Raw genomic sequence first — 18,496 nt, 5'->3', positions numbered from 1 at the left:
GGGAACTTCGTGGTCCGGCCCCCGGGCGGACCACGACGCCACCGAAAGGCAGGCACGACAGTGACGTCAGAGCCGAGCAGTCCGCACCATCTCGTCGCCATCACCGGCTCGAGCGGACTGCTCGGCTCTGCGCTGTCCCAGGCCCTGCGCGCCCGGGGTGACGAGGTCATCCACCTGGTGCGCCGTGCCCCCAGCCAGGACGTCCCCGACGGGGTGCGCGAGGTCCGGTGGGATCCCGCCCAGGGGCTGTCCGACCCGGGAGCCCTCGAGGGAGTCACCGCCGCGGTCAACCTCGCCGGAGCCGGACTGGGCGACCGCCGGTGGACCGATCGCTACAAGGAGATGCTGGTCCACTCCCGGATCACCACCACCACGATGCTGTGCCAGGCACTGCTCACCCTCCCCCACCGACCGCGGCTGTTGTCCGGGTCGGCGATCGGCGTCTACGGGAGCCGCGGTGACGCCGTGCTGACCGAGCAGAGCTCACTGGGCGAGGGGTTCGTCGCTGACCTCGCCCGCGACTGGGAGCACGCCACCTGGGCCGCGGAGGAGGGTGGGCTGCCGGTGGCCCACCTGCGCACCGGGATCGTGCTCAGCCGCAGCGGCGGCGCCCTCGCGCGGCTGCTGCCGCTGGTGCGCTTCGGCCTGGCCGGTCCGATGGGCGACGGCACGCAGTTCTGGTCCTGGATCTCCCTGCCCGACCACGTCGCCGCCATGCTCTGGCTGCTGGACCACCCTGACGTCACGGGACCGGTGAACCTCACGGCCCCGGAGCCGGAGCGGCAGCGTGCCGTGGTGGAGGCTCTGGCCTCCGTGCTGCACCGACCCTCGCTCGTGCCGGCGCCGACGATCGCGCTGCGGCTGGCCCTCGGGGAGATGGCTGGGGAGGTGCTGGGCAGTCAGCGGGTGCTGCCGACTGTCCTGCAGGAGCACGGGTTCGAGTTCAGCCACCCCGACCTCGCGAGTGCCGCCGCCTGGGTCACCTCGGCGGAGGCCTAGCCGGGGCTCCGGAATATCGGAGGCGTTCGAGGCCGTTACCTGGCTACTGTGATGAACATGTCCACCGCCTTCGGCTTCGCTCCCCTGACCGGCATCCGCCGCTCGGGCGATGAGCGCTGCGCCCTGGCCGTGGACTTCCTGCGCGACGGCGCTGAAGTCTGACCCTCCTCCTGCTCCAGCAGGACCCACGGAGGAGGGTCGGTCACCTACCCCGGGAACCCTGCCATCCGGCAGCTGAGCGTCCCGGGTCCCGCGGTCCTGGCGCGGAATCCCCACTCGATCAGGGGTCTTGCGGTCCCCGGCACCCGCCCGCGCGAGCCAGCCTTCCGGCATACGCACAGCACAGAAAGCAGACCACCATGGCCAAGAGCCAGTTCATCCGGTCCAAGCCCCACCTCAACATCGGCACGATGGGCCACGTCGACCACGGCAAGACCACGCTCACCGCGGCGATCACCAAGGTCCTCGCCGAGTCCGCTCCGGAGGCCAACGCCTTCGTGGCCTTCGAGGGGATCGACCGGACTCCCGAGGAGACCCAGCGCGGCATCACCATCAACATCTCGCACGTGGAGTACGAGACGGCCACCCGGCACTACGCCCACGTGGACATGCCGGGTCACGCCGACTTCGTGAAGAACATGATCACCGGAGCCGCCCAGGTGGACGCGGCGATCCTCGTCGTGTCCGCCCAGGACGGTGCCATGCCCCAGACCCGCGAGCACGTGCTGCTCGCGCAGCGCGTGGGTGTGCCCTACCTGGTCGTGGCGATGAACAAGGCCGACACGGTGCAGGATCCCGAGCTGCTCGACCTCGTCGAGCTCGAGGTGCGCGAACTGCTGAGCGACTACGGCTTCCCCGGCGACGAGGTGCCGGTCGTGCCGGTCTCGGCGCTGGGTGCCCTCGAGGGCGACCCGCGCTGGAGCCAGTCGGTCACCGCGCTCCTGCAGGCGATCGACGACTACGTGCCCCTGCCCGTCCGTGAGGTGGACGGCCCGTTCCTGATGCCGGTCGAGGGCGCCCTGACCATCAGTGGCCGGGGCACCGTGGTGACCGGTGCCGTCGAGCGCGGCTCCCTGCGGGTCGGTGACAGCGTGCAGGTCATCGGGCTGGGTGAGACGGTCACCTCGGTGGCGATCGGCTTGGAGACGTTCGGCAAGACGCTGGACTCCGTCGAGGCCGGTGACAACGCCGCCGTGCTGCTGCGCGGTGTCCGCCGCGAGGACGTCCGGCGGGGCCAGGTGCTGGCCCTGCCCGGGTCGGTGCAGCCCCACCAGTCCTTCACCGCGACGCTACACACGCTGTCCGCCGAGGAGGGTGGGCGGCACACCGCCTTCGCCGGCGACTACCGACCGCAGTTCTACTTCCGCACCACGGATGTCCCCGGTCGGCTGGACCTCGGCGAGGTCGACCTGGTGCTGCCCGGTGACACCGTCGAGGTGACCGTCCACCTGGACAAGCCGATCGCCCTGGAGCCGGGGCTCGGGTTCGCCGTCCGTGAGGGCGGCCGGACCGTGGCTGCGGGGGCAGTGACCGCCCTGGTCTGAACGGTCCCCCTCCGGCCCGGCACCTCGGGTGCCGGGCCGGATGCGTGTCTTGACTCTGTCGCGAGACGCCCAGTCGCAGGTGCACGACGGCCTTCTTGCTGTCGGCCTCATCCCGCCTGTCCGCCTCATCCCCGACCCCCTCATCTCCGGCCCCGATCGGCCTCGTCACCGGTGACCTGTCGGCCGTTAGGTTGTGCCCATGACGGACATCAACTTCAGCTCACTGGTGAAGCCGCCTCCGGCACGGGCGGTCGCCGCGTGGCGGGAGTGCGTGCGCCGGGAGGACCGGTGGGCCGAGCGGCACGGCCCCGCTTCTGAGGGGCCACGGCTCGCGGCACCGGTCTGGGTCCCCATGCTCGCGATCGGGGCCGCACTGCTGTGTCTGCTCTTCGCCGGCACCGCCCTCGGGATGCTGCTCACCGGGGACGACAGCGGCTGGGTCGGTCTGCTGGTCACCATCGGCCTCGCTGCCGCCGTCGCCGTCGTGCTGCTGGTCGTGCTGCGCTGGCGGGTCACGGCCGTCGCGAGCGGCTGGGAGGAGCACTACCAACTCATGGCCTTCGCCAACGACAACGGTTTCGACGCCGCACCGGTGGCCGAGGGCGGTGATCTGCCGGGCCGGATCTTCGGCCGGGGACTGGCCGGCAACCGGGTGCGCCACGACGTGGTCGCCTGGACCCAGGGCGGCCGGTCGTGCCACGTGGCGACCGAGTCCTGGCACTCCGGGAACCCGCCCGATGGTGGTCTCCCGGAGGATCACGGCAGCTGCCGGTATCTCGCCGTGCTGCTGGCAGCCGAAGATCTCCAGCCCCTGGAGTTCCGGGGTGGGCGAACGGTGCCGACGCAGCCCGGCGCGGGCGAGGTCGCAGCTGTCGTCCTCACCCCGCAGGTGCAGGCACTGCTGGCCGTCCCCACCGCGCCGTGGGAGGCCGAGGTGGCTGGCCCCTGGTTCCTTGCCTACCAGCCCGAGGCGCCGGACCCGCTCGACGTCGCCACCTGGCAGCGGATGTTCGCCCTGGTCGAGGCCCTGCCGCCCTATCCTGTCGCAGCACCTGCCTGAGCCCCGACCGCGCTGCCCCAGCCCCAGATGCGCCACGTCCCGTCGGCGCGCCGCAGCTCCAGCTCGACCACGTCCTCGCGCTGCTCGTGGGTCGTCTCGCCGGTCGGCGTCACCTCCTGATAGCTGGACCGCTCCACCTCGACCTCCAGGACCGCGCGCTCCGGACCGGAGGCCAGCACCTGCACCTCCCGCACGGTGAACTCGAGCCCGGCATAGCGGATGTCCAGGTCGTGGGCGGCGGTGAGGGACTTCTGCTCCTGCTCGTATGCCGGGGAGCCGGCCTGGTGGACCGCGTCCAGGTTGCGGGGGTCACCTGAGCGCCAGGCAGCGGCCCGGGCGTCGAGCAGGCGCTGTGCGGCGTCCTGCAGGTCGTCCCTCGCCCGGCTGTCACCGGTCGGCCCAGCAGCTGGTGGCTCAGCACCTGGTGATTCAGGTGGCCCAGCAGTTGGTGACCCAGCAACTGGTGGTTCAGGTGGCAGGACGGCACCTGACGGCCGGTCATTGGGGTCGGGCACCGCGGGCACCGCGGTCTCCGGCGCAGCATCTGCCGAGCCGGACGTGGGCACCGGCGTGGCGTGCGGAGGCGCCGCCTGGGAGTCGGGGGCGACGGTGGCCGCCGCTCGATCGCCCTCAGCCCCTGCCTCCGCTGGGTGGCCACCCACCACGGACCCGAGCCAGGTGCTCACCAGGAGCGCGATCACCGCCACGGCGACGCCACCGGCGGCCAGTGGACCGACCCAGCGGGGCAGCGGGCGCCGGTCCGAGCGACGCAGCAGGGCACGCGGGTGCGGCACCCGGAGCCGCCGGTCCGAGGCGCGCAGCAGGGCCCGCGGGTGCGGCACCCGGAGCCGGCGACCGGGGCGCACGCGCTGCGGAGCGTCGTCGGTGCTCTCGTCGTCCCGCGTGCCACGCAGATCGGCCCGGATGCGTTGCGTCAGTCCGGCCGCCGGGTCGGCGCCGGGGGCGAGGGCGACCGGCTCGGGGCGGGCCGCGGCGAACAGCGCCACCGCGACCTCCTCGGCCTCCGGACGGTCCGCGGGCTCACCGGACAGGCACGAGGTCACCAGCGTCACCAGCTCCGTGGGCAGCTCCGGTCGCAGCTCGGACAGCTCGGGCCGGGTCCCGACCCAGCCCGGTGGCTCCCCCACCAGGCACCGCCAGGACAGTGCGCCCAGCCCATAGACATCAGACTCGGACGTGGGCTCAAACCCCTCGATCACCTCGGGCGCGACCATCCCGTCGGTGCCGTGCAGCTCGGTCCGGCGCTCGCCGGCGATCCGGGAGACACCGAGATCGGCCAGCAGCGGCATGCCGTCGGCGTGGAAGAGCACGTTGCCCGGCGCGAGGTCACCGTGCACGACCCCGGCCCGGTGCAGCTCCGCCAGGGCAGTCGCCAGCGGCGAGCAGACGGTGACCAGCTCGCCAGGTGTCAGGTGGTCCCGGGCACCCAGCACCTCGGCCAGCGAGCCGCCCTCCGCCAGCTCCATCGCCAGGGCGACCCCCGCGGGACGGCGATCCGGACCCGGGACCGGCACCACGTCATACAGATGGATGACGTGCTGATGACGCACCCGGGCGAGGATGCCCGCCTCCCGCAGCGCCGGCGAGACCCGGTCGGGCCCGGTCGGCACCACCTTGAGGGCGACGTGCAGATCGTCGGCCGCACGGCGGGCACGCCAGACCTGCGCGCTGCCGCCGGTGCCGATCCGGCTCAGCACGTCATAGCCGGGGATGCTGGGGACGTCCATCCCGGCAGCCTGCCGCAGCCACCACCTCCGGCGCAGAAGTTGTCCACAGCCCTGACGCCCGGTGCACGTGGCGGGAAGGTCCCGCGGACGGACGGCCGGCCGCGCCCGAGCAGGCACAGCCCGAAGATGCCCCCGGCGTAGAGTGGTCGCCATGCGCATCGAGCACGTCGGTTTCGCCCCGGACTACGTCGACTACCAGCAGGCGTGGGACCACCAGCGGCAGGTGCACGGGCAGGTCGTCAGCGGCGAGCTGCCGGACACGCTGCTGCTGCTGGAGCACGCGGCGGTCTACACCGCGGGCAAGCGCACCGAGGACCACGAGCGACCCACCGACGGCACGCCGGTCATCGACGTCGACCGCGGCGGCAAGATCACCTGGCACGGTCCCGGTCAGCTGGTGGGGTATCCGATCCTGCGACTGCCCTCCCCCGTCGACGTCGTCGCCCATGTGCGGCGCCTGGAGCAGCTGCTCATGGATGTGTGCACCGAGCTCGGCGTGGAGACCACCCGCGTCGAGGGCCGCAGCGGCGTCTGGGTGCTGGCCGACGAGCGCGGCCCGGACCGCAAGATCGGCGCCATCGGCATCCGGGTGAGCCACGACGTGACGATGCACGGCTTCTCGTTCAACGCCGACTGTGACCTGTCCTGGGCCGACGCCTGCATCCCGTGCGGCATCCCCGACGCGGGCGTCACCTCACTGACCGCCGAGCTGGGGCGCCCCGTCACCGTCCAGGACGTGGTGCCGCTGATCGAGGCCCGCGTGTCGAGCATCACGGCAGAGGTGCCGGCCACCACAATGGCCTGATCCGGCCCGTTCCCGTGTGGCCGGCTCTGTGTGGGGGTATGCCGTGGAGCTGGTTGCCGATGAGGGTCTCGCCGTCGCGACGCGAGGGTTGCGCAAGAGCTTCGCCGGGGTGCGCGGCCGCCGGGTGGCCATCCACGGCCTGGACCTGGACGTGCCCGCCGGTGGGGTGCACGGGTTCCTCGGCCCCAACGGGTCCGGCAAGACCACGACGATCCGGATGCTGCTCGGCCTGCTGCGGGCCGACTCCGGCACCATGCACATCTTCGGACAACCGGTTCCGCAACGCCTCCCGCAGGTCATCGGCCGGGTCGGCGCGATCGTGGAGAGCCCGAAGTTCTATCCGAGCTTCAGCGGCCGCAAGAGCCTGAGCCTGCTGGCCGACGCGATCGGCACCGAGCGGCGACGGGTCGATGAGGTGCTCGAGGAGGTCGGGCTGCGCGACCGCGGTGGCGACCGGTTCTCGGCCTACTCCCTCGGCATGCGGCAGCGGCTGGCCATCGCGGCCACCCTGTTGAAGTCCCCGGACCTGCTGATCTTCGACGAGCCGACCAACGGTCTGGACCCGGCGGGCATCCGCGAGATCCGCGAGACCATGCGCAACCTGGGCACGCACGGTCGCACCGTGCTGGTCAGCAGCCACATCCTGTCCGAGATCGAGCAGATCGCCGACACCGTCTCGATCATCGGCCGGGGCCGGGTCGTGGCGCAGGGCTCGGTGGCCGGCCTGATCAACGAGCAGGCCGGTGCGGGCGGCGTGGACGTCGGCATCGACAGCCCCGAGGCCGCGGTCACCGTGCTGCGCCGGGTCGGCATGAGCGCCGAGCTGACCGCAGACGGTCTGCGGGTCACCGGGGCGGACCGCCCAGCCGACGTCACCCGCGCCCTGGCGGCACAGGGGCTCTACGTCAGTCGGCTGCTCCCGGTGCGCCGCGACCTGGAGTCGGTCTTCCTGCAGCTCACCCAGGACGACCAGCTCGGAGCCCAGCCCGCACCGGCAGGTGCGGATCCTGGTCCACCCGACCCACGGCATACCGCCGGCCCTGCCGACCCGAGCACCGGGGAGGCGGGACGATGACCCGGTTGACCCGCGTGGAGCTGCGTCGCATCTTCTCCCGCAAGATCGTCCACCTGTCGGTGCTGGCGATCGTGGCCGTCATGGCGATGACCTTCTGGGGGCTGTGGCAGTCCGTCCAGCCGCAGAGCGCCTTCGAGGAGGAGGCCCGGCAGCAGTTCGAGCAGGTGCACGCCCACTGGGAGGCGCAGCAGGACACGAACGAGGGCTTCGTCGAGCAGTGCCTGCAGGACCAGGCCCTGGAGCGCGAGCGGTCGGGCGATGACACCATCGACTTCGGCTGCGAGTGGCCCGAGCCGACCCTGGAGGAGATGCTGGCCGGTTATGCACCGCCCTCGATGGTCGAGCTCTACCGCACCCAGCTGCTGCAGACCGGCGTCCTGGTCTTCTTCCTGGCACTGCTCGGCGGCTCGACCGCCACGGCCGCCGAGCTGGCCCACCGCACGATGGGGACCTGGCTGACCTTCGAGCCGCGACGGGACCGGGTCTTCGGCAGCAAGGTGCTCGCCTCCGGGCTGGCGGCGCTGCCGATCACCGCCGTCCTCCTCGCACTGATCCTGGGTGGGATCCCGCTGCTCTATCGGATCCGCGGGGTCGATGACGCGGTGACGGCCGCGCAGTGGACGGACCTGGGCTGGATGAGCGCCCGGGTCGCGCTGCTCGCGGTCGTCCTCGGCATGGTCGGCGCGGCCGCCGGGCTGCTGCTGCGGCACACCGGCGCCGTGCTGGGCGTCGCGATCGGCTACCTGCTGGTCGTCGAGAACATGGTGCGAGGCCTGTTCCCCGACCGGGTCCGCTATCTGCTCAGCGAGAACCTCACCGCCTGGGTCAATGACGGCACCGAGATCCGCAGCTGGGTCTGCGAGGACGGGTTCGACGGCCAGTGTCGGGAGGTCATCACCCGCGTCTCGCTGGAGCAGGGCGCCCTGGTGCTCGGGCTGGTGTCGGTGGTCGTGATCGTGGTGTCCTGGCTGGCCTTCCGGCGCCGCGATGTGCCCTGACCCAGGTCGCTCGATGAACGAGCGCTCCTCCTGGCAGGTCACGACACACGACTGGGGCACGGATGTTGACCTGGAGCACCTCGGCGCCGTCCGCGAGCTCCTGAGTCACGGTGACTCTGCCGGCGGCAGGCGCCACCTCATCCTGGAGGTGCTCGCCTATGCCAACGAGGAGGCCGAGCACCTGGGCCGCGTGGGGACCACGACGGTCACCTATCACCCGGACGGAGGCGTCACCGTCGCCGACGACGGGCGAGGCACCGACACCCGGACGGACTCGAAGGGGCGGGTGATCCGCAAACCCGTGATGGCCACGGCGGACGTCCGGTTCCGGGATGAGGCAACGGCGCCTGTCCTTCCGGACGGACTGCCCCGCCGCGGCATGTCCACGGTCGCAGCGCTCAGCCGCGAGCTGACCCACCAGAACCATCGGCACCGCGGCTCGTGGTCCCAGACCTACCGATACGGGATACCCGATGACGAGCTTGCTGCCATCGACCCGCGCGCCACGTCCGGCACCAGCGTCACGTTCACCGCGCAGCTCAGCGGACCCGCAGACCTGACCGACACTGATCTCCAAGGTTTCCCGTGGCTCACGGTCACGCAGACCCAGGGCACCTCGTAGGTTGGTGGCTGGGCGCCCCGGCCGCGGTCAGCTCGAGCTGAGTGCCTCGCTGATCGGGGTGTCTCCGCCGACGAACTCGTAGGTGCTGCCGATGGTCGTCTCGTCCGCGAGGACCGCTGCCACGACGGCGGCGACGTCCTGGCGGGAGACGCTGGTCGCATCGTGGGCACGGTCGTAGTCCCGGTCCAGGTGGATGGTGCCGCCACCGGGCTCCAGGTCCAGCCGGCCCGGCGCCACGATCGTCCACTGCAGCCCGGAGGAGCGCAGGTGAGCGTCCGCGGCGGCCTTGGCCTCGGCATACGTGCTGAAGGGGTTGTCTGCCGGGATCTGGTCCTTGCCGGCCCCGCGGTAGGACACCATCACGTAGCGGAAGACCCCGGCCTCGGCCGCGGCGCCCATCGAGGCGATCGCGGCGTCCCGGTCGACGGCTTTCGTCCGGTCCGGATCGCCGCCGCCGGCACCGGCCGTCCACACGACCGCGTCGTGCCCCGCGAGCACCTGCGCCAGGGAGCTGACGTCCGTCTGCTCGATGTCGAGCACGACCGGACGCGCACCGGTCTGTGCGACGTCGGCGCCGTGGTCGGGATTGCGGATGATCGAGGTCACCTCATCGCCGCGTTCGGTGAGCTGCTGGGCCAGGTGCAGCGCGACCTTGCCGTGGCCTCCGATGACTGCGATCCTGCTCATGGTCAACCTCCATCACGTCGGTGAGTGTTCACAGCGCTCAACCAGATCGCGCCGGGGCCTGTTCCCCCACGTCATGCCGGTGCTGGTCAGCGGGCTAGCGGCGGGCGTGCTCGCCGTGACGCAGGTAGCCCAGGAGCAGGCCCGCACCGGTCGTCGCGTCATCCACCGTGGCCACGAAGCGGCGCCCACCGTGACTGACCTGCAGCGCACTGCCCTGCCGGGAGACCAGACCCAGACCACCGGGCGTCATCCGCAGCCCGAACCCGCCGAAGTCAGCCGGCGAGACGTCGATGACTCCGGCGTCGGTGATCTGCTCCAGCGGGATGTGACCGCGGGGCAGCCCGACCGTGGAGCGCCAGGTGACCCCGGAGGCATCGACGGTGACCACGAAGCTGGTGACCGCCACGAGCAACAGCCCGACGAGGGCCGTGACCGGCCATAGCCACCAGAGGCCGCTGGCGAGCGTGGCCAGCACCAGGACCAGCACCGCAGCGACCATCGCCAGCAGCGCCGGTCGCCCGGTCTCCACGCGGCCGAACCAGGAGGCCCGCTCGCTCGGGGCGAGCTCGACCGGCGTCACCACCGCGGTGCTCGGACGCGCCACTCCCCTGGGCAGGACCAGCGCGACCAGCACCCCGACCAGGGCAGCCAGCCCCAGGCCGACGAGCATCAGCCACGGGCTGAGCGTCACCTCCTGGGGGGAGGCCGCGCCGCGGTTGGCGAGCACGACCACGGCGAAGACCGCGCTCAGGCCGACGGGCAGACCGGCCAGGAAGCCAGCGAACGTCCGGGCCCACTCCCCGCGCCACCACCGGGTGGCCGCGAAGACGCCGAGGAGCACGGCCGGGAGCACGATCGCCACGAGGCCGAACATCGTCAGCGCCACGCCGCGAGCCATGTCGTCATCGGCCGTGCCGGACAGGTCGAAGTGCGTGGCCACGCGGTCCGGCAGCTCCCCGGCGACGAGAAGGAGGATGGCCACCAGGGCCAGCCAACTGAGAGCCGTCACCAGGATCGTCGCGCTGAGGTGGGCGCGCCGAACGCGCTGCTCGGCTGGGGTCGGATGGGTCATCACGTGGCTCCTTCATCAAGTGCCTGGTGCAGCTGGGACAGGGGAATGCCGTGACGGCGGGCGACCTCGAGCAGGTGCTCCACCGCCTGGTCCATCTCGGGGGCGGTCGGCTCCTGCGCGAGCACGACGGCTCCGCGCCCCCGGCGCAGGTCGATCACACCGGCGTCGCGCAGCTCGGTGTAGGCCCGCAGGACCGTGTGCATGTTGACCTCCAGGGAGGCGGCCAGGTCCCGGGCGGCCGGCAACCGGTCGCCCGTGGTGATCTCACCCCGGGCGATCGCGCGCCGGACCTCGAGCTCGATCTGGGTATAGATCGGCTCACTGGCCTGGGGGTCGATCCGGATCAGCACACCTTGAGCATATAGTTATAGTTGCTCTATAACAACTCACCTCTCTTGTTCGCCCCCGCCAGAGGTGATTGAGGGTTACCAATCAGTCTCTGGGACAACGCAGACGAAGGATTTACCTCGCACCCCTGGTAGGTGCGAGCAGGCACTGCCAGAGTGGACAGCCCCTGACCCCAACAGCGAGGTTGATCACCCATGTCCCTGTCTCCCACCAAGACACTGGCCGCCGGCGGCGCAGCGCTCCTGGCCGGCTCCCTGCTCCTGTCTGCCCCTGCCCAGGCCATCCCCGGCAACGCGCACTGCGGCGACGAGGCCGGCAACAACAACGATGCCTTCGTCAACCACGCCCAGCTCACCAACAAGCTGGAGAAGATCGAGCAGACCACCGGCGGCACCGTCGACGTCGAGGTCGCTGGCTACAGCAATCAGGGCCGCGAGATCTACCAGGCCCGCGTCGGCCACGGTGACACCGTGCTGCTCGTCCAGTCCCAGATCCACGGCAACGAGAACCACGGGACCGAAGCCCTGCTCAACCTGCTCCCCCAGTGGGGCGGGAACTCCCCCGCGGCCCAGGCGCTGCGCGAGGAGGTCACCATCGTGGCGATCCCGCGGCTCAACGTGGACGGCGGCGAGGCGGACCACCGCCAGAACGCGATGTCCTGGGACGAGGTCGTCGAGGACTTCCCCCAGCTGGCCGATGCGGAGCCGGCGTGGAACTACCGCGCGTCGGTGCCGGGCTTTGACACCAACCGTGACTTCAACCCCGACCTGGACTACGTGCCCGTCCCGGAGGACTTCCCCGGCAGCAGCGCCGGCACCGGGTGGTACCTCACGCCCGAGGCCCAGACCGTGCGCGAGATCTACCGCGACCTCGAGTCCGAGTTCGAGACCGTCGACTACTTCGTGGACCTGCACAACCAGTGGAACTGCTACGTGGTCGAGGGCACCGGCGACTACTCGCCGCTGTCCATCTCGGGCCGGTTCATCGCCGACCCCACGGAGTTCGGTGACTGGCCGAAGTTCGACTACGACGCCTCGCGCCGCGCGAACGTCGCCGTCTACGACGCGCTCCAGGGCAAGGGCAACTCCGGCTTCGGCGACCTGACCCTCTACCCGCAGAACACCAACCTGCCGGGCACCGCCCTGGGCTCCTTCGCCCTGCGCGGCAGCGCCACCGTCCTGTTCGAGACCTCCAGCCAGACCCAGTACGACGGCTCGAAGGGCAACGGCAAGCTGACCAAGCAGGTCGAGATCGGGCTGGACGGCCTGGTTGACGCGGTCGCCGACGACAGCATCAACACCCTCGACCCGGAGGCCTACGAGGACATCCCCAACCGCGCCTTCCCCTCCAACTGACCGTCCCGGTCACCTGACCGGCTGACCTTCCCGGGCCACCGAGGACCGACGGCCACCCACCCCGGGTGAGCCACGGCATACCTCGGTCTGGTAGTTGGCCTGCGGCCCCGCACCCACTCGAGCAATCCGGTGGGTGCGGGGCCGCACCCCGTTGCGCCGGCTGGCCGGGGGGCGATCGCGCTCGGGATCGGCTGCGGCATTAGGCTGGCAGGACCAATTCGTCTGCAAGGAAGTGGAACGAGTGACTGTCGCACCCGAGGGTCGTCGCATGCTCCGTGTCGAGGCCCGCAACGCGGAGACCCCGATCGAGCGCAAGCCCGAGTGGATCCGGACCACCGCCAAGATGGGGCCGGAGTACCAAGAGCTCCACAGCATGGTGAAGTCCGGCGGCCTGCACACGGTCTGTCAGGAGGCCGGCTGCCCCAACATCTTCGAGTGTTGGGAGGACCGCGAGGCGACCTTCCTCATCGGTGGCGACATCTGCACCCGCCGCTGCGACTTCTGCGACATCGCCACCGGCCGGCCCCGGGCGCTCGACCTGGACGAGCCCCGCCGCGTGGCCGAGTCCGTGCAGCAGATGGGTCTGCGCTACTCCACCGTCACCGGCGTCGCCCGCGACGACCAGCCCGACGGCGCGGCCAGCCTGTATGCCGAGACCATCCGGCAGATCCACGCGCTCAACCCCAACACCGGTGTGGAGATCCTCCCTCCCGACTTCGGTGCCGTGCCCGAGCTGGTCGGCCAGGTCTTCGACGCCCGCCCCGAGGTCTTCGCGCACAACCTGGAGACGGTCCCGCGGATCTTCAAGCGGATCCGCCCGGCCTTCACCTACGACAAGTCGCTGCGGGTGCTGACCATGGCCCGCGAGGCCGACCTGGTCACCAAGTCCAACCTGATCCTGGGCATGGGCGAGGAGGACCACGAGATCGAGTCGGCCCTGCACGACCTGCACGACGCCGGCTGCGACATCCTGACGATCACGCAGTATCTGCGGCCCTCCAAGCTGCACCACCCGATCGACCGGTGGGTCAAGCCCGAGGAGTTCGTGCACTGGTCCGACCTGGCCGAGGAGATCGGGTTCAAGGGCGTCATGGCCGGGCCGTTGGTCCGTAGTTCCTACCGCGCAGGGCGTCTCTACGCCCAGGCGATGCGCACCTGGGGCCGTCCGATCCCGGAGAACCTGTCCCACCTGGGCGAGGCGGCCGATGACCCCGCCCGGCAGGAGGCTTCCTCACTGCTGTCCCGGGTCACATCCAAAGTATCCTGATCACTATGTCCACCACGAACGACTCGACCGAGCCCAAGCGCAAGCGCCGGTTCGGCCGCAAGAACAAGCCGCCCAGGGACCCCAACAACCCAGGGAGGTGGCAGCAGTTCAAGCAGGTCTGGAGCATGACCCGCAAGCACGACCCTGCTGCCATGTGGTGGATGCTCCTGGCCGCCCTGGCCGTGCTGCTGGTCGGCCTGCTGATCGGGCTCTGGCTCAACATGCTCGTCTACGTGATGATCATCAGCCTCCCGCTGGCGATCCTGGCCGCCGTCTTCATCCTGGCGCGGCGGGCGGAACAGGCGGCGTTCAGCCAGATCGAGGGACAGCCCGGCGCCACCGCTGCGGTGCTGGGCACGCTGAAGCGCACCTGGTACTACGACGAGGAGCCGGTCGCTGCCGAAGCCGGCGGCAAGGTCCGCGGCATGCGCGACCTGCACAACGCGGCGATGGTCTTCCGTGCCGTCGGCCTGCCCGGTGTGGTGCTGATCAACGAGGGCCCGCAGGCCGCCGCCAAGCGCATCTCCGAGAACGAGCGCCGCAAGGTCGGTCGCATCGTCGGACCCGAGGTGCCGGTCCACACGCTGCGGGTCGGCCACGGCGAGGACGAGGTGCGACTGTCCAAACTCGTCAAGACCATGAAGAAGCTGGACAAGAGCATCACCAAGCAGGAGGCCATGGTCGTGCACAAGCGGCTCAAGGCGATCAGCGCCAGCGCCAAGCCGCCGCTGCCTGCCGGTGTCGACCCGCGCAAGGCCCGGATGGACCGCCGCGCTCTGCGCGGGCGCTGACGCGAGCAGCGGTGCGGCGTTGGCGAGGCAGATCGCCGTCAATTACGCCCACGACAACTCCGAGCGCAGGATCGGGCAGGGGTGACCGGCCGTGCACGACAGTGCCGAACCTCGGGACAGGGTGTCGTGCAGGATCGGGCAGGGGTGACCGGCCGTGCACGACAGTGCCGAACCTCGGGACAGGGTGTCGTGCAGGATCGGGCAGGGGCGACCGGCCGTGCACGACAGTGCCCGCGGGCCACGATCTGCCCCGAGCAAAGGCCACCACGGAAGTCACCCCCGCGACCCCCTGGGGGCGGCCTACGGGGGCGGCCTATTCTGCGAACCAGTCGCCGCTGATCGCCAGGTCGGCGATCCCGTAGGCCTCACGCAGGTGCTCGACGCCAAAGGCCCCGGGCAGCACCTGGCCGTCCGGGGTCACTGCTGAGCCCGACGCGGGGCCGAGCAGGGTGCGCCCCATCACGCCCTCGGCATACTGCTCCGGGTCGATCCCGAACAGCTGCGCCAGGGTCGGCAGCACGTCGACCTGGCCCCCACTGGTGGAGATCCGTCGCCCGTCCATCCCGGGCACATAGACGATGAAGGGCACCCGCCCGGCGTTCCCGTCCATCCAGCGCTCGTCCTCGGGGGCATAGCGGTGCGGCCCCTCGTGGTCGCCGACCACGACGATCGCCGACTGCTCCAGCAGGCCGCGCTCCTGCAGCCCGGCGGCGAACTCCCCCAGCGCCGCGTCCGTGTAGTGCACGGTCTCCAGGTAGTCGCTCGTCGCGTCCTCGCCCGGCAGGTCCAGGTCCTGCAGCTCCTCGGGCAGCTCCCACGGCAGGTGTGAGGTCGTGGTGATCAGGTGCAGGAAGCGGGGTGCGGGCAGCCCGTCGATCTCGCGCAGTGCCTGGTCGAACAGGTCGGTGTCGGCCAGCCCGAGGCCGAGTGGCGTGCCGGAGTCGAACCCCTCCTGACCGATGAACCGCTCGAACCCCAGGTGCGGATAGACGCGGTCCCGGTTCCAGAAGGTCTCGGTGTCGTTGTGCAGCGCGATCGACCGGTACCCCTCGTCGGCCAGCAGCCGCGGCAGGGTGGTGTAGCCGTCATGGTCGGGGAAGCGCATGAAGGCAGCGCCCGACTGCACGGGATAGACCCCGGCCAGCATCAGCAGCTCACCGTCAGAGCTGCTGCCGTCGCGCACCTGCGCCAGCACCTGGTCGAAGACCAGGCTCTCATCGAGCCAGCTGTTGATCGTGGGGGTCACCTCCTCGCCGTAGGGGGCGGCATCGATCACCACCTGTTCGAGCGACTCGAACTGCACGATGTAGAGGTCCCGGCCCTCGAGCATCCCGACCAGGTCCTCGTGCTCGGGCGCGGCCTGCTGGAAGCCCGCGTTGGCCTCGAACCAGGCCCTGACCCGCTCCCGCTCCGAGGGCGTGAGCTCCCCGTGGGAGTCGACCAGCTCGGTGTAGGCCTCGTAGGCGTGGGTCCCCAACGGCGACAGGGTGGAGACCCGCAACCCCGGGTCAGAGGTCAGTGTCATCACCTGCACCAGGAACGCCACGACCGAGCCGGCCACCACCAGCGCGACCACCCGCACCCGCCCGATGCGCCACCGCACACCGCGCTCCTTGGTCTGCGGGTTGTGCAGCCGCCACCCCCGCAGCCGGGCCGTGAGCGCGAGCACCCCCAGGAGCAACAGGTCCACGAACAACAGCAGGTCCCACCACCGCATCATGGCCAGCACGGAGGACCCCATCCCCTCGAACCCGCTCGGCTGGCTCAGCAGGTGCAGGCTGAGCAGACGTCCCGAGGACCGGGCATAGAGCACGTCGGCGAAGAGCAGGACGGTCACCAGCAGGTCGGCACCGATCAGGTATGCCGTGCGTCCCCTCCCGCGCAGCAGGAGCCCTGGGCAGAGCACCAGTGCGATCAGCGGGAGGGCCGTGAGCACCACCAGGGCGATCCGCGGGTCCGCGCCCAGGACGGCGCCGGCGACCGCGACCGACTTGGCCACCAGGGCGGTGGCCACCAGGGCGAACGGGCGCACGGCGGTCTACCTGCTGCGCAGCAGCAGGGTGCCGGCTGCCCGGTCGTGCAGTCCCCGCCCGTTCCGGTCGGTGATGAGGGCGGGGATCAGCAGGCACAGGAGGGCGGCGCGGATCAGGCCTGACCTGAGCCCCGGCATACCGGCCCGTCCCTGCCTGAGTGCATCGACCCGGTGCACCCGCATGCCCAGCAGCCCGTGGCCGAGGGTCATGCCGGCCGTGCTCACCAGCAGGAGGTTCTCCAGCGCGAAGACCCCCAGTGGCAGCAGGGAGGCGGTGCCTGCCAGACCTCCCCACGGGACGTCGAGGATGGCCAGGGCGATGAAGGTGCAGGCCATCCAGTCGATGAAGACGGCGATGAGGCGACGGGAGAACGGGGCGAGCGAACCGGGCCCGCGCTCCGGGAGGCCCAGCTCGGCACCCGGATAGGCTGAGGCTGTCACCCCAGCAGGTTAACCCGCGAAACACGCGCGAAACATTGGGGTCACGGTCAGGAAACCGGAGCCAACTACTGTCTTTCCTGAGCGGGACGCAACCCGCGCGGCTATCAGGAGGATGGATGTTCACCAACGCAGAGGAGGTCCTCGCCTTCATCAAGGACGAGGACGTCAAGTTCATCGACATCAGGTTCTGTGACCTCCCCGGGGTCATGCAGCACTTCAACGTGCCGGCCAGCTCCTTCGACGAGGAGGCCTTCCAGACGGGGCAGATGTTCGACGGGTCCTCCATCCGGGGCTTCAAGTCCATCCACGAGTCCGACATGAAGCTGATCCCGGACCCGAAGACCGCCTACCTCGACCCCTACCGGGCCGAGAAGACGCTCATCATGAACTTCGCCATCGTCGACCCGTTCACCGACGAGCCCTACGAGCGCGACCCCCGCCAGATCGCCGCGAAGGCCGAGGAGTACCTCCGTTCCACCGGCATCGCCGACACCGCCTTCTTCGGCGCCGAGGCCGAGTTCTACGTCTTCGACGACGTGCGCTTCTCGACCGGGCCGAGCGGTGGGTACTACCACATCGACTCCATCGAGGCCGCGTGGAACACCGGCCGCGCGGAGGAGGGTGGCAACCGCGGCTACAAGACGCGCTACAAGGGCGGCTACTTCCCCGTCCCCCCGGTCGACCACTTCGCGGACATGCGCGACCGGATGTGCCTGGAGATGGCACAGGTCGGCCTGGAGGTCGAGCGCTCCCACCACGAGGTCGGCACCGCCGGCCAGCAGGAGATCAACTACCGGTTCAACACCCTGCTGCACTCCGGCGATGACCTGATGAAGTTCAAGTACGTCATCAAGAACAGCGCCTGGGCCGCCGGCAAGACCGCGACCTTCATGCCCAAGCCGCTGTTCGGTGACAACGGGTCGGGCATGCACACCCACCAGTCGCTCTGGAAGGACGGCGAGCCGCTGTTCTACGACGAGAGCGGCTACGGCGGCCTGTCCGACATCGCCCGCTGGTACATCGGTGGCCTGCTCTCCCACGGCCCCTCGCTGCTGGCGTTCACCAACCCCTCGATGAACTCCTACCACCGGCTGGTGCCTGGCTTCGAGGCCCCGATCAACCTGGTCTACTCTGCCCGCAACCGCTCGGCGTGCGTGCGGATCCCGATCACCGGCAGCTCCCCCAAGGCCAAGCGGGTGGAGTACCGCGTGCCGGACCCGTCGGCCAACCCCTACCTGGCCTTCGCGGCCCAGCTCATGGCAGGCCTGGACGGCATCCGCAACCGGATCGAGCCGCCGGAGCCGGTGGACAAGGACCTCTACGAGCTGCCCCCGGAGGAGCTCGAGGGCATCGCGCAGCTGCCGACCTCGCTGCCGGAGGTGCTGGAGGCGCTCGAGGCGGACCACGACTACCTCACCGAGGGCGACGTCTTCACCGAGGACCTGATCACCGCCTGGATCGACTACAAGCGCAACTTCGAGATCGACCCGATCCGCCTGCGCCCGCACCCGCACGAGTTCGAGATGTACTTCGACATCTGATCCTCTGACACCCATGACGGGGCGGGAGCGCTGCACGCGCTCCCGCCCCGTTGGCGTCTGCCCCAGTGGTCTCTGGCGCCCTTGAGCCTCTCATTCGGGACTTAGTCGCGC

The 18,496-nt window shown here is 70.6% G+C and carries 17 protein-coding genes; 11 read left to right on the top strand and 6 right to left on the bottom strand.

Annotated features, from left to right (window positions below; all coding sequences use genetic code 11):
- Window positions 1–60 precede the first annotated feature (60 nt).
- From DPQ65_RS02275 to DPQ65_RS02265, 3 genes are all read left to right on the top strand, one after another.
- Entirely contained in the window at window positions 61–999 is a 939-nt protein-coding gene (locus tag DPQ65_RS02275) for a TIGR01777 family oxidoreductase (RefSeq protein ID WP_114905767.1), read from the top strand.
- A 359-nt stretch (window positions 1,000–1,358) separates the two neighbouring features.
- Window positions 1,359–2,543: an elongation factor Tu gene (tuf, locus tag DPQ65_RS02270; protein WP_114905766.1), complete on the top strand. Its 1,185-nt coding sequence runs from the start codon at window positions 1,359–1,361 to the stop codon at window positions 2,541–2,543.
- A 199-nt stretch (window positions 2,544–2,742) separates the two neighbouring features.
- The gene (locus tag DPQ65_RS02265; RefSeq protein ID WP_114905765.1) at window positions 2,743–3,603 is read left to right on the top strand and encodes a hypothetical protein; all 861 of its coding nucleotides are present in this window, start codon (window positions 2,743–2,745) and stop codon (window positions 3,601–3,603) included.
- Here the strand turns inward: DPQ65_RS02265 and DPQ65_RS02260 are convergent.
- Window positions 3,579–5,351, bottom strand: a complete 1,773-nt coding sequence (locus DPQ65_RS02260; RefSeq protein ID WP_162801967.1) for a serine/threonine-protein kinase — start codon at window positions 5,349–5,351, stop codon at window positions 3,579–3,581. The genes DPQ65_RS02265 and DPQ65_RS02260 overlap by 25 nt on opposite strands.
- Before the next feature lie 151 nt (window positions 5,352–5,502).
- On the opposite strand from DPQ65_RS02260, the gene lipB reads away from it, so the two are divergent.
- Genes lipB through DPQ65_RS02240 form a run of 4 tightly spaced genes read left to right on the top strand, consistent with a single transcriptional unit; the run spans window position 5,503 to window position 8,851 of the window.
- Entirely contained in the window at window positions 5,503–6,156 is a 654-nt protein-coding gene (lipB, locus tag DPQ65_RS02255) for a lipoyl(octanoyl) transferase LipB (RefSeq protein WP_114905763.1), read from the top strand.
- A 16-nt stretch (window positions 6,157–6,172) separates the two neighbouring features.
- On the top strand, window positions 6,173–7,231 hold the full coding sequence (locus DPQ65_RS02250; protein ID WP_238146627.1) for an ABC transporter ATP-binding protein: 1,059 nt from the start codon (window positions 6,173–6,175) through the stop codon (window positions 7,229–7,231).
- The gene (locus DPQ65_RS02245; RefSeq protein ID WP_114905762.1) at window positions 7,228–8,229 is read left to right on the top strand and encodes an ABC transporter permease subunit; all 1,002 of its coding nucleotides are present in this window, start codon (window positions 7,228–7,230) and stop codon (window positions 8,227–8,229) included. The genes DPQ65_RS02250 and DPQ65_RS02245 overlap by 4 nt, the downstream gene beginning before the upstream one ends.
- A 13-nt stretch (window positions 8,230–8,242) precedes the next feature.
- On the top strand, window positions 8,243–8,851 hold the full coding sequence (locus tag DPQ65_RS02240; RefSeq protein WP_114905761.1) for an ATP-binding protein: 609 nt from the start codon (window positions 8,243–8,245) through the stop codon (window positions 8,849–8,851).
- A gap of 27 nt (window positions 8,852–8,878) precedes the next feature.
- On the opposite strand, the gene DPQ65_RS02235 is transcribed toward DPQ65_RS02240, so the two are convergent.
- The 3 genes from DPQ65_RS02235 to DPQ65_RS02225 all read right to left on the bottom strand — a co-directional run bounded on the left by DPQ65_RS02235 (window position 8,879) and on the right by DPQ65_RS02225 (window position 10,960).
- Window positions 8,879–9,538: an NAD(P)H-binding protein gene (locus DPQ65_RS02235; RefSeq protein ID WP_114905760.1), complete on the bottom strand. Its 660-nt coding sequence runs from the start codon at window positions 9,536–9,538 to the stop codon at window positions 8,879–8,881.
- 94 nt (window positions 9,539–9,632) lie between these two features.
- Complete coding sequence (locus DPQ65_RS02230; protein WP_114905759.1) at window positions 9,633–10,610, bottom strand: DUF1648 domain-containing protein; 978 nt, start codon at window positions 10,608–10,610, stop codon at window positions 9,633–9,635.
- Entirely contained in the window at window positions 10,610–10,960 is a 351-nt protein-coding gene (locus DPQ65_RS02225) for a GntR family transcriptional regulator (RefSeq protein ID WP_114905758.1), read from the bottom strand. The genes DPQ65_RS02230 and DPQ65_RS02225 overlap by 1 nt, the downstream gene beginning before the upstream one ends.
- 192 nt (window positions 10,961–11,152) lie before the next feature.
- Here DPQ65_RS02225 and DPQ65_RS02220 point away from each other — a divergent pair, with 192 nt between their 5' ends.
- The 3 genes from DPQ65_RS02220 to DPQ65_RS02210 all read left to right on the top strand — a co-directional run bounded on the left by DPQ65_RS02220 (window position 11,153) and on the right by DPQ65_RS02210 (window position 14,371).
- Complete coding sequence (locus tag DPQ65_RS02220) at window positions 11,153–12,313, top strand: M14 family zinc carboxypeptidase (RefSeq protein ID WP_114905757.1); 1,161 nt, start codon at window positions 11,153–11,155, stop codon at window positions 12,311–12,313.
- A 241-nt stretch (window positions 12,314–12,554) separates the two neighbouring features.
- On the top strand, window positions 12,555–13,580 hold the full coding sequence (gene lipA, locus DPQ65_RS02215) for a lipoyl synthase (RefSeq protein ID WP_114905756.1): 1,026 nt from the start codon (window positions 12,555–12,557) through the stop codon (window positions 13,578–13,580).
- 5 nt (window positions 13,581–13,585) lie between these two features.
- Window positions 13,586–14,371, top strand: coding sequence for a DUF4191 domain-containing protein (locus DPQ65_RS02210; protein ID WP_114905755.1), 786 nt, complete (start codon window positions 13,586–13,588; stop codon window positions 14,369–14,371).
- A gap of 313 nt (window positions 14,372–14,684) precedes the next feature.
- Here DPQ65_RS02210 and DPQ65_RS02205 read toward each other — a convergent pair whose 3' ends face one another.
- The gene (locus tag DPQ65_RS02205) at window positions 14,685–16,403 is read right to left on the bottom strand and encodes an LTA synthase family protein (protein ID WP_114905754.1); all 1,719 of its coding nucleotides are present in this window, start codon (window positions 16,401–16,403) and stop codon (window positions 14,685–14,687) included.
- 6 nt (window positions 16,404–16,409) lie between these two features.
- Window positions 16,410–16,844, bottom strand: coding sequence for an RDD family protein (locus tag DPQ65_RS02200; RefSeq protein WP_114905753.1), 435 nt, complete (start codon window positions 16,842–16,844; stop codon window positions 16,410–16,412).
- A gap of 116 nt (window positions 16,845–16,960) precedes the next feature.
- Here DPQ65_RS02200 and glnA point away from each other — a divergent pair, with 116 nt between their 5' ends.
- On the top strand, window positions 16,961–18,385 hold the full coding sequence (gene glnA, locus DPQ65_RS02195; protein ID WP_114905752.1) for a type I glutamate--ammonia ligase: 1,425 nt from the start codon (window positions 16,961–16,963) through the stop codon (window positions 18,383–18,385).
- The last annotated feature ends 111 nt before the right edge of the window (window positions 18,386–18,496 follow it).

The organism is Ornithinimicrobium murale (assembly GCF_003352835.1).
In the GTDB taxonomy this organism is placed as follows: Bacteria; Actinomycetota; Actinomycetes; order Actinomycetales; family Dermatophilaceae; genus Ornithinicoccus; species Ornithinicoccus muralis.
This window is presented reverse-complemented; position numbering and strand designations above follow the sequence as displayed.

Bases quoted from the DNA above. Each gene is read 5' to 3' on its own strand.
- tuf (WP_114905766.1), top strand. From the start codon at position 1,359: ATGGCCAAGAGCCAGTTCATCCGGTCCAAGCCCCACCTCAACATCGGC.
- DPQ65_RS02265 (WP_114905765.1), top strand. From the start codon at position 2,743: ATGACGGACATCAACTTCAGCTCACTGGTGAAGCCGCCTCCGGCACGG.
- DPQ65_RS02260 (WP_162801967.1), bottom strand. From the start codon at position 5,351: ATGGACGTCCCCAGCATCCCCGGCTATGACGTGCTGAGCCGGATCGGC.
- lipB (WP_114905763.1), top strand. From the start codon at position 5,503: ATGCGCATCGAGCACGTCGGTTTCGCCCCGGACTACGTCGACTACCAG.
- DPQ65_RS02245 (WP_114905762.1), top strand. From the start codon at position 7,228: ATGACCCGGTTGACCCGCGTGGAGCTGCGTCGCATCTTCTCCCGCAAG.
- DPQ65_RS02240 (WP_114905761.1), top strand. From the start codon at position 8,243: ATGAACGAGCGCTCCTCCTGGCAGGTCACGACACACGACTGGGGCACG.
- DPQ65_RS02235 (WP_114905760.1), bottom strand. From the start codon at position 9,538: ATGAGCAGGATCGCAGTCATCGGAGGCCACGGCAAGGTCGCGCTGCAC.
- DPQ65_RS02230 (WP_114905759.1), bottom strand. From the start codon at position 10,610: ATGACCCATCCGACCCCAGCCGAGCAGCGCGTTCGGCGCGCCCACCTC.
- DPQ65_RS02220 (WP_114905757.1), top strand. From the start codon at position 11,153: ATGTCCCTGTCTCCCACCAAGACACTGGCCGCCGGCGGCGCAGCGCTC.
- DPQ65_RS02210 (WP_114905755.1), top strand. From the start codon at position 13,586: ATGTCCACCACGAACGACTCGACCGAGCCCAAGCGCAAGCGCCGGTTC.
- glnA (WP_114905752.1), top strand. From the start codon at position 16,961: ATGTTCACCAACGCAGAGGAGGTCCTCGCCTTCATCAAGGACGAGGAC.